We start from the raw sequence: 6,838 nt of genomic DNA, 5'->3' as shown, positions 1-6,838 counted from the left end.
TCCCCCGCCCATTCCCCCATCGCCACAAGGCGAGTCTGGCCCCACCGCTCACACGGCGGGGCCAGAACCCAACATCTTCATCAGTCTTCTAGGGCCTGTCCGCCGCAGCCGCCGCCTCCCGCCGCACCGCCCGGCGGGAGGCCACCGTCACCACCAGCGAGAGCGCGGCCAGCAGCCCGATCGCCCACCCTGGCTCCACCACCTGCGCGAGCGCGCCCCCGACGGCCGCGCCGATGCCCTGCCAGGTGATCCGCCCGGCCGACTCCACGCCCTGCACCTGCCCGCGCTCCGCGTCCGGCGTCAACGCCAGCAGCCGTTCCTGCAACGGCAGCGTCGCCGCGAACCCCACCCCGGCCACACCCACCGCGAGCACCGCCACCGCCACCGGCGGGCGCGGCGCCAGCAGCAGGAACGGCCCCGCCAGCAGCAGCCGCAGCGGATACGCCCACCGCGCCCGCCCGGCCTCGTCCAGCAGCCGGCCCACCACCAGGTCGCCCAGCAGCATCCCGGCCGAACCCGCCGCCAGCAGCAGGCCGGCCGAGGCGGGCGCGTACGGCAGGAACAGCGCCTCGCAGCCCACCACCAGCCCGTTCGGCACCCACAGGTTCAGCAGCAGCGCCCGCCGCCCCGGACGGCCCAGCAGTGCCACGTTGCCCTGCCAGGTCTCCCGCAGGCCCGGCCGGCGCGCCGTCCGCACCGAACGCTCCCGCACCGTCGCCGCCACCACTGCGGTCGCCAGCGCCGCCAACACCCCTGCCAGCACGAACACTTGGGACGGGCTCAGCACCGCCAGCAGCGCCCCGCCGAGCGCGAACCCGAGCACCGCCGCGCCGCCCGCCGTGAGGTTCATCAGCGACCGGGCCGGCGCATAGCCGGAGGCCGGCACGATCTCCGCCAGCAGCCCCATCCGCGCGCCCGTGCCCAGCGATTGGAAGAACCCCACCACCAGCAGCAGCCCGAACCGCGCCACCAGCGGCAGCCCGGGCACGGCCTGCGCTGCCACCGCCACCAGCGACAGGCCGTGCAGCGCCACCAGCGTCCGCCGCGGCCGCCCGCCGTCCGCGACCGACATCAGCGTCAGCGCGCCCGCCACCGCCGCGAACGACGACCCGAACATGCTCAGCGCCGTCAGCAACGGCGACCCGGTCCGCGCCTGCACCAGCGAGCCCAGCGCGAAACCCGACAGCGTCCCCGACGCCGCCGTCAGCGAGAAACTCGCGTACAGCCCGGCGAACTCGCGCTGCCGCAGCAGCGCCAAGTACCCCACCGGGCCGGACGATTCAGCGGCACTCCCCGCACCCCACACCGTGTCAGAAGTCATGAAAAAAGCCTCCGACGCTGCCGCGGGGGCGCGTTCGAAGGCTGTCAGGGGAACATAGCAGCCCGGCCGGCCGGTTCGTCAACCGTGTTGTCCCGCACACCTTTTCGGTACCGGCCGCGCCCCGCGCCGCTGTTCTGGCACAGTGTCCCCCATGCGATCCGTCATCACCCGAACCGCCCTTGGCTGCCTGGCCCTCGGCGTCGCCCTCACCCTCACCTCGTGCGACTTCCCGGGCTCCAAGAGCAGCGACAAGAAGCCCGCCGCCGCCGCGTCCCCCTCGGACGACAACTGGGACCAGGCCGTCGACGCCGAGATCAACATGCTCAACGGGCTGAAGGATCTCGACCCGGACCTGATCAAGGACCAGCAGACGGCGATCGACGCCGCCGGCGAGGTCTGCAAGGAGATCAAGAAGTCCAAGGGCAACGACGCCGGCCTCGGCCAGGTCGCCGCCACCAAGTTCGCCGAGGCGAAGAGCGGCCTCACCGCCGCCGAGGGCGACAAGATCGTCACCGTGCTGAAGGACACCACCTGCAAGTAGCGCACACACGACGGAGCCCCGCCGCGCCGCGACCCGAAGGTCCCGGCCCGGCGGGGCTCCCGTCCGTAGCGGTAGCCGTCAGGCCCCGCGCAGCACCGCGCCGGTGCGCTCCGCGGCCACCGCGACGGCCGACTCGCGGGCCGCCGACGCCTCGTCCGCGGTCAGCGTCCGGTCTGCGGCACGGAACCGCAGCGTGTACGCCAGCGACTTCTTGCCCGCACCGGCCTGCTCGCCCGTGAACACGTCGAACAGCCTCAGCGACTCCAGCAGTTCGCCAGCGCCCTCGCGCAGCGCCGACTCCACGTCCGCCGCGTGCACGCCCGCGTCCACGATCAGCGCCACGTCCTGCGTCGCCACCGGGTACGCCGAGACCGGCGGGCCGGACACCCGGCGGCCGTCCTCGAACACCAGGTCCAGGTCGATCTCCATCGCGCTGGTGCGCTCCGGCAGGTGCAGCGCCTTGATGACCCGCGGGTGCAGCTCACCGGCGTGGCCGACGACCTCGTCACCGACCAGCAGCTCGGCGCAGCGGCCCGGGTGCCACGGCGCGTACTGCGCCTGGCGGACCGTCAGCTCCACACCGGCCGCCCCGGCGACCGTGCGGGCCGCCTCGATGGCGTCCGCCCAGCCGGACGGCGCGCCCTTGCCCCACCAGCCCGACGGCAGCCGCTCACCGGTCAGCGCGACGGCGACCCGGCGCGGCTGGTCCGGCAGCGCCGCGTTCAGCTCGGCGAGCTGCTCCTCGGTCGGACGGCGGTCCACCGGCAGCCGCGGCGCGACCTTCGGCTCGGCCTTCGGCAGGAACACCGTGCCGGTCTCGAACAGCGCCAGGTCGGTGTTGCCGCGGCCCACGTTGCGGCGCAGCGCGCCCAGCAGACCCGGCAGCAGCGTGGTGCGCAGCGCCGGCTCGGCGTCGTTCAGCGGGTTGACCAGCTTGACGGTGCGACGGCGGGCGTCGTCCTTGTCCAGGCCGAGGCCGTCGAACGCGGCGTCGCCGACGAACGGGTACGCGTTGATCTCCACGTAGCCGGCGCCGGCCAGTGCCACGCCGACCCGGCGGTGGAAGCGCTGCGCCTCGCTCAGGCCGCGGCCCGGCGGGACGACCGGCATCCGGGCGGGGACGTTGTCGTAGCCCTCGAGCCGGACGACCTCCTCGACCAGGTCGTACGGGTCGGTCAGGTCGGGCCGCCAGGACGGCGGGGTGACCTCCAGGACGTCCGCTCCGGCGACGCCGCAGCCGACCTCCTGCAGGCGACGGGTGACGGTCTCGCGGCCGTACTCGGCGCCGGCCACCCGGTCGGGCAGGTCGGCGTCGATGGTGATGGTGCGCACCGGGCGCGGGGCGGCGATGTCGGTGACACCGGCCTCGGCGGTGCCGCCGGCGATCAGCACCAGCAGGTCCACGGCGCGCTGCGCGGCGGCCCGGGTGGCCTCGGGGTCGACGCCGCGCTCGAAGCGCTTGGACGCCTCGGAGGGCAGCTTGTGGCGCTTGGCGGCGCGGGCGATCGCGACCGGCTCGAAGTGCGCGGCCTCGATGATGATCTCGGTGGTGCCGGTGACGGCGCCGGTCTCCGGGTCGGTGACCGGCTCGAGGATCTCGGTGGCCGCCCCGCCCATCACACCGGCCAGGCCGATCGGGCCGGAGTTGTCGCAGATCAGCACGTCCTCGGCGGACAGCTTGCGCTTGACGCCGTCCAGCGTGGTCAGCGTCTCGCCCTCGGTGGCGCGGCGGACCTGGATCGGCCCGTCCACCCGCTCGCGGTCGTACGCGTGCAGCGGCTGGCCGACCTCCAGCATCACGTAGTTGGTGATGTCCACGGCCAGCGAGATCGGGCGGATCCCGGACTTCTGCAGGCGGCGCTGCAGCCAGATCGGCGACTTCGCGGCCGGGTCGACGCCGGTGACGGTGCGCGCCACGAAGCGGTCGCAGCCGATCGGGTCGGCGACCTTCACCAGGTAGCCGTAGGAGTTGGCCGGCGGCACGTCCAGCAGCGCCGGGTCGGCCAGCGGCAGGCCGTACGCGGCGGCGGCCTCACGGGCCACGCCGCGCATCGACAGGCAGTAGCCGCGGTCCGGGGTGACGGCGATGTCGAGGACCTCGTCGGCGAGCTGGAGCAGCTCGATCGCGTCGGTGCCGGCCTCGTACTCGGGCGGCAGCACGATGATGCCGTCGTGGTCCTCGCCCATGCCGAGCTCGCGGGCGGAGCAGATCATGCCGGCCGAGGTGTGGCCGTAGGTCTGCCGGGCGGAGATCGGGAACGGGCCGGGCAGCACGCCGCCGGGCAGGATCACCACGACCTTGTCGCCGACCCGGAAGTTGGTCGCGCCGCAGACGATCTCCTGCGGCTCGCCGGTGCCGTTGGCGTTGCCCACGTTGACGAAGCAGTGCCGGATCGGCTTCTTGAAGCCGGACAGTTCCTCGATGGAGAGGACCTCGCCGACCACCAGCGGGCCCTTGATGTCGGTGCCGAGCTGCTCGACCGTCTCGACCTCGAGACCCGCGCGGACCAGTCGGGCCGCGACGTCGCGTCCGGTCTCACCCGCCGGCAGGTCGACGTACTCACGCAGCCAGGAAAGCGGGACGCGCATCAGATCTCCATCCCGAACGGGAGGGTGAAGCGGACGTCACCCTCGACCATGTCGCGCATGTCGGCGACGTTGTGACGGTTCATCAGGATCCGCTCCAGGCCCAGGCCGAACGCGAATCCGCTGTAGCGGTTCGGGTCGATGCCCGCGGCGACCAGCACCCGGGGGTTGACCACGCCGCAGCCGCCCAGCTCGATCCAGCCCTCCGAGGAGCAGGTCCGGCACGGGCGGTCGGGGTTGCCCACCGAGGCACCGCGGCACACGAAGCACTGCAGGTCGATCTCGGCGCTCGGCTCGGTGAACGGGAAGTACGAGGGCCGCCAGCGCAGCTCCAGGCCGCCGCCGATCAGCTTCTCCACCAGCACCTCGATGGTGCCCTTCAGGTGGCCGAAGGTCAGGCCCTCGTCCACCGCGATCGCCTCGACCTGGCGGAACACCGGGGTGTGCGTGGCGTCCAGCTCGTCGGTCCGGTACACCCGGCCCGGGCTGACCGCGTACAGCGGCGGCTCGCCGGCCAGCATCGCCCGGATCTGCACCGGCGAGGTCTGGGTGCGCAGCACCATGCCGGAGTCGGCGGTGCCGTCGGGGGCCTCCACGAAGAAGGTGTCCTGCATCGAGCGGGCCGGGTGGTCGGCGTGCAGGTTGAGGGCGTCGAAGTTCAGCCACTCCGCCTCGACCTCGGGGCCGGACGCCACCTGGTAGCCCATCGCGACGAAGGTGTCCTCGATGCGCTCGGCGAGCGTGGTCAGCGGGTGCCGGGCACCGCGCGGGACGCGGCCGTAGGGCAGCGTGACGTCCACTGCCTCCTCGACCAGCACCCGGGCGTCGCGCTCCGCCTCCAGCTCGACCTGCCGCTTGGCGAGGGCCTGGTTGACCGCTCCGCGGGCCTGGCCGATCAGCTTGCCCGCCGCGGCCTTGGCCTGCGGGGGCAGCGCGCCGATCTCACGGTTGGCGAGCGAGAGCGGGGAACGGTCGCCGGTGTGCGCGACCTTCGCCTGCTTGAGCTCGTCGAGGTCGGCGGCGGCGGCGAAGGCGGCGATCGCCTCGTCCCGGGCCTGTTCCACCACCTCGGGCTTGAGGGCCTCGACCTCGACCGGGTCGTACGACTTGTTGGGTGCCGACATCTCTATGCTTCCCGTGCTCCTGCTCGTGATCAGGTCTGCTGCCTCGCCGGGCGTCCGCGAGAACGCCAAGGGTCGAGTGTAGTCGCAGGCCGCGACCGCCCACGGCGGCCGACCACGCAGCGGAACGGCTCAGAGCATGAAGTCGGGAATGCCCGCAGGCAGCACGAACCGGAAGCGGGCGCCGCCGCCCTCCGCCCGGCTGATCCGGATCACCCCGCCGTGCGCCTCCACGATGCCCTTCACGATGTACAGCCCGAGGCCCGTCCCGCCCCGCTTGGAGCCCCGCCAGAACCGGGTGAACACCCGCGGCATCGCCTCCTCCGCGATGCCCGCGCCCTGGTCGCTGACGGTGACGGCGGTGCCCTCGATCATCCGGGGCGGCGAACCGGCCGCCTCCACCACGTCGTTGGCCGGCCCCAGCTCGATCGTCACGGTGCCCTCGCCGTGCCGCACCGCGTTCTCCAGCAGGTTCGCCAGCACCTGGTCGATCTTGTCGGGGTCGCCCCACTGCTCGCCCAGCGGCGCCGCCACCCGGATGTCGAACCGCTCCTCGGGAATGCCCGCCGCGACCTTCCCCTCCACGTGCCGGCGCACCGCCGCCGCCAGGTCCAGGCGCTGGCGGCGGATCTCGAGCCGGCCGGCGTCGATCCGCGAGATGTCCAGCAGCTCCGCGATCAACCGGGTCACCCGGTCCGCGTCCGCGTCGACGGTCTCCAGCATCACCCGCTTCTGGCCGTCGTTGAAGCGCTCCCACTTCGCCAGCAGCGTCGCCGTGAACCCCTTCACGCTGGTCAGCGGCGACCGCAGCTCGTGCGCGACGGTCGCGATCAGCTCGGCGTGACTGCGTTCGGTGCGCCGCCGCGCCTCGGTGCCGCGCAGCGTCACCACCACCCGCCGCACCGGCCCGCCCGGCCGCTCCCGCAGGTAGCGGGCGCACACCAGCACCTCGCGGCCCCCGGGCAGCAGCAGGTTGCGCTCCGGCTGCCCGCTGCGCACCGCCAGGCCCCCGTACGGGTCGGTCAGCTGCCACCAGCGCCGGCCGTCCAGGTCCTCCAGCGGCAGCGCCTGTTCCAGCGCCACGCCGATCGCGCAGTGCGCGGAGCGGCCGGTGATCCGTTCGGCGGCCCGGTTGAAGACCACCACCCGGCCCTGTGCGTCCGCGACCACCAACCCGTCCGGCAGGTCGTCCGGTTCCAGGGTCGCCAAGCCGTCGTCGCCGCCCATGGGTGTCCTCCCCCGCCCCGTACCGGCTATGGGGATCGACCC

Annotated in this window: 5 protein-coding genes; 1 reads left to right on the top strand and 4 read right to left on the bottom strand. The window is 73.6% G+C overall.

The window, feature by feature from the left end:
• Positions 1 to 88 precede the first annotated feature (88 nt).
• On the bottom strand, positions 89 to 1,321 hold the full coding sequence (locus ACFYST_RS36330; protein ID WP_387868724.1) for an MFS transporter: 1,233 nt from the start codon (positions 1,319 to 1,321) through the stop codon (positions 89 to 91).
• A gap of 151 nt (positions 1,322 to 1,472) precedes the next feature.
• Between ACFYST_RS36330 and ACFYST_RS36325 the strand changes: the two genes are divergently transcribed.
• Entirely contained in the window at positions 1,473 to 1,862 is a 390-nt protein-coding gene (locus ACFYST_RS36325; protein ID WP_387643008.1) for a hypothetical protein, read from the top strand.
• 78 nt (positions 1,863 to 1,940) lie between these two features.
• Here the strand turns inward: ACFYST_RS36325 and pheT are convergent, their stop codons facing one another.
• From pheT to ACFYST_RS36310, 3 genes are all read right to left on the bottom strand, one after another.
• Positions 1,941 to 4,451: a phenylalanine--tRNA ligase subunit beta gene (pheT, locus tag ACFYST_RS36320; protein WP_387868722.1), complete on the bottom strand. Its 2,511-nt coding sequence runs from the start codon at positions 4,449 to 4,451 to the stop codon at positions 1,941 to 1,943.
• Positions 4,451 to 5,572, bottom strand: a complete 1,122-nt coding sequence (gene pheS, locus ACFYST_RS36315; RefSeq protein ID WP_030464253.1) for a phenylalanine--tRNA ligase subunit alpha — start codon at positions 5,570 to 5,572, stop codon at positions 4,451 to 4,453. The genes pheT and pheS overlap by 1 nt, the downstream gene beginning before the upstream one ends.
• Before the next feature lie 129 nt (positions 5,573 to 5,701).
• Positions 5,702 to 6,796 carry an ATP-binding protein gene (locus tag ACFYST_RS36310; protein WP_387643010.1) on the bottom strand — a complete coding sequence of 365 codons (1,095 nt, stop codon included), beginning with the start codon at positions 6,794 to 6,796 and terminating at the stop codon, positions 5,702 to 5,704.
• Positions 6,797 to 6,838: the final 42 nt, after the last annotated feature.

The organism is Kitasatospora sp. NPDC004614, from assembly GCF_042873675.1.
Classification (GTDB): domain Bacteria; phylum Actinomycetota; class Actinomycetes; order Streptomycetales; family Streptomycetaceae; genus Kitasatospora.
This window is presented reverse-complemented; position numbering and strand designations above follow the sequence as displayed.

What these genes read in the sequence shown, in the direction of transcription:
- pheT (WP_387868722.1), bottom strand. Translation starts at nt 4,451, where the DNA reads ATGCGCGTCCCGCTTTCCTGGCTGCGTGAGTACGTCGACCTGCCGGCG.
- ACFYST_RS36325 (WP_387643008.1), top strand. Translation starts at nt 1,473, where the DNA reads ATGCGATCCGTCATCACCCGAACCGCCCTTGGCTGCCTGGCCCTCGGC.
- ACFYST_RS36310 (WP_387643010.1), bottom strand. Translation starts at nt 6,796, where the DNA reads ATGGGCGGCGACGACGGCTTGGCGACCCTGGAACCGGACGACCTGCCG.
- pheS (WP_030464253.1), bottom strand. Translation starts at nt 5,572, where the DNA reads ATGTCGGCACCCAACAAGTCGTACGACCCGGTCGAGGTCGAGGCCCTC.
- ACFYST_RS36330 (WP_387868724.1), bottom strand. Translation starts at nt 1,321, where the DNA reads ATGACTTCTGACACGGTGTGGGGTGCGGGGAGTGCCGCTGAATCGTCC.